Source organism: Ilumatobacter sp. (genome assembly GCF_049588435.1).
GTDB lineage: Bacteria > Actinomycetota > Acidimicrobiia > Acidimicrobiales > Ilumatobacteraceae > Ilumatobacter_A.
Map to the genome: position 1 here is coordinate 1 of NZ_JBAVYV010000003.1, position 2686 is coordinate 2686.

The following is a 2686-nucleotide window of genomic DNA, read 5'->3' on the forward strand; positions in this document are numbered from 1 at the left end:
GACGCCGGTTCGACTCCCGAGCGCGCCCGCAGGCCGACGAAGCGGTTGCCCTCGAGCGGTGCCGTGCCGGTCCGCAGAGTGTCGAAACGGTGGCGACCGCGGTGGGCTTCGATCTGGCGCGGTCGGCGATGGCGCTGGCTCGGCTCGAGCGCAGTGGCTGGGTCGCCGAAGCCGGCGGATGGTTCGAGGTGGTCGACGAATACGCGGACCTGGCGTGATGGGATGGACCAGCTCGCCGTCATCCCCGAGGCCGTTCTCGACGGGTCGTACCATCGGGGGAGTGGATGCCTGGTCGATCGACGAGTTCAGCGACTCGCTGACCGCTCTGGCACCGAACACGGTTGCCTCGTACGCCTCCGACATGCGCAGCTTCGCCGAGTGGTGCGCGCGCAGCGAGGTCACCGATCCCGAAGCGGTCGATCGACGCACGATTCGTCGATACCTGGCGTACATGACGACGCTGCGCCTCGCCCGCCGAACGATGGCGCGCAAGACCGCCACGCTGCGGCGCTACTACGGCTGGCGTGTCGCTCATCGTGGAGCAACGGCCGACCCGACCGTCGGGGTGTCGGTCCCTGCGGGTGACGGTCGCCTGCCGCGCGTCCTCGATCGGGGCGAACTCGAGGAACTGCTCGTCGTGACGCCCGAGCAAGTCGCCGAGGGGCCCGAGTGGCGCCGCCGTCGCGACGACGCGGTCCTCGAGTTGCTGTACGGATCGGGCCTCCGCGTGAGTGAGCTCTGTTCGCTCACGCTCGGAGCGATCTCCCTCGATCAGGAGGCGGCGACCGTGTGGGGCAAGGGATCGAAGGAGCGTCGGGTGCCGCTGAGCGAGCCCGCCGTGCTCGCGCTGCGAGCGTGGCTTCCGTTGCGGGCCGAGGTGGTCGACACCGAACACGGCGACGTGCTGTTCGGAAATGAGCGGGGCAAGCCCCTCATGCCGCGTGACGTACGCCGGATCATCGATCGCCGATCACCGGTCCCGACCCACCCGCACGCGCTGCGGCACAGTTTTGCGACTCACCTGCTCGACGGCGGCGCCGATCTTCGCGCTGTCCAAGAACTGCTCGGCCACTCCGATGTCGCCACCACCCAGCGCTACACCCACGTCAGTCGCGAACGACTCTCGGCCGCCTACCGCGACGCCCACCCTCGCGCGTGACATCCGGTTCAGCGACTCCATCGTCCGTCTGACGGACCGCCATCGACGCGTCGAGCGTCCTCCACATCGAACGATCTCCGGAGGAATCATGTCCCGTCGCATTCTGTGTGCCCTTGCGTCCTGTGTCGTCGTGCTGCTCGTCGCCGCACCCACCGCCGACGCCGGTCCCCACTCCTGCTGGCAACCACCGGTCGCCGGGACGGTCATCGATCCGTTCCGCGAGCCCCCGTGCCCCTACTGCGCGGGAAATCGCGGCCTCGAGTACCGCGTCGGAACCCGGACCCCCGTAAGGGCGGTCGACTCGGGGGTCGTGTCGTGGGCGGGTCAGATCGCCGGGACCCGCTACGTGGTCGTCCGCCACCCGGACGGATGGCGCGCCACATACGGTCGGCTGGACGAGCCTGCCGTCGGCACCGGCGACGTCGTCCTCGCCGGCCGATCGATCGGCATCGCATCGGGACGGTTCTACTTCGGGCTGCGGCGCGGGGAGATCTACATCGATCCCGCACCACTCCTCGGTCGTCTCGTCGGCCGGCCGCGGCTCGTCCCGATCGATGGCTCACCGGCATGGCCCGCACCCACGCCACGTCTGCGGTGTGGGCCACCGCAGCCGCCGATAGCGTGATCTGTCGGCGTACCGACCGGTACGTCGACCAACTCACTGCCTCACCGGTCATGAGCGGTCGCCCCCGGGCGCCGACCGGTGCGGTCAACCGCAACAAGGAGCACGAACATGGCTGTCATCAGCATGCGTCAGATGCTGGAGGCCGGAGCACACTTCGGTCACCAGACCCGCCGGTGGAACCCGAAGATGAAGCGTTTCATCTTCGGTGAGCGCAACGGGATCTACATCATCGACCTGCAGCAGACGCTTCCCCGCGTCGAACAGGCCTACGGATTCGTCCGCGACCTCGTCGCCGGTGGAGGAACGATCCTCTTCGTCGGCACGAAGAAGCAGGCACAGGACCCGGTCAAGAGCTACGCCGACAAGTGCGGCATGCCGTACGTGAACGAGCGTTGGCTCGGTGGCATGCTCACCAACTTCGAGACGATCAGCAAGCGCGTCTCCAAGATGCTCGAGTACGAGCGCATGGTCGCGTCCGGTGAGACCGACGTGATGATCAAGAAGGAAGCGCTGCTCCTCAACCGCGAGCTGACCAAGCTGCAGAAGAACCTCGGCGGTCTCCGCGACATGAAGAAGGCGCCCGACGCGATCTTCGTCCTCGACACGCTCAAGGAGCACATCGCGGTCACCGAGGCACAGAAGCTCGGGATCCCGGTCGTCGCCGTCGTCGACACGAACGTCAACCCCGAGGTCGTCACCTACCCGATCCCCGGCAACGACGATGCGATCCGTGCGAACAGCCTGTTCGCCCGCGTCATCGCCGACGCCGTCGCCGAGGGCCGTTTCATCGCCCAGAAGCGCAACCCGGCCCCGGCGCCCGTCGCCGAGAAGTCGCCCGAAGAGGTCGCTCAGTTCGAGGCAGCCCAGAAGGCAGCCCGCGACGCCGCCGCCCAGGCCCAGGC

General features: G+C 68.1%; 4 protein-coding genes. All 4 read left to right on the forward strand.

The features are described 5' to 3' along the window. On the forward strand, positions 1-218 hold a 218-nt coding region (locus WBV89_RS00040; protein ID WP_423979301.1), incomplete at its 5' end, for a hypothetical protein. Between the two features lie 62 nt (positions 219-280). Continuing rightward, positions 281-1159: a tyrosine-type recombinase/integrase gene (locus tag WBV89_RS00045; protein WP_423979302.1), complete on the forward strand. Its 879-nt coding sequence runs from the start codon at positions 281-283 to the stop codon at positions 1157-1159. A gap of 88 nt (positions 1160-1247) precedes the next feature. Continuing rightward, the gene (locus WBV89_RS00050) at positions 1248-1784 is read left to right on the forward strand and encodes a murein hydrolase activator EnvC family protein (protein ID WP_423979303.1); all 537 of its coding nucleotides are present in this window, start codon (positions 1248-1250) and stop codon (positions 1782-1784) included. 108 nt (positions 1785-1892) lie between these two features. Next, the coding region (gene rpsB / locus WBV89_RS00055; protein WP_423979304.1) for a 30S ribosomal protein S2 at positions 1893-2686 on the forward strand (794 nt) is incomplete at its 3' end.

Excerpts from the sequence above, each read along its gene's own strand:
- WBV89_RS00050 (WP_423979303.1), top strand. The coding sequence starts at position 1,248 with ATGTCCCGTCGCATTCTGTGTGCCCTTGCGTCCTGTGTCGTCGTGCTG.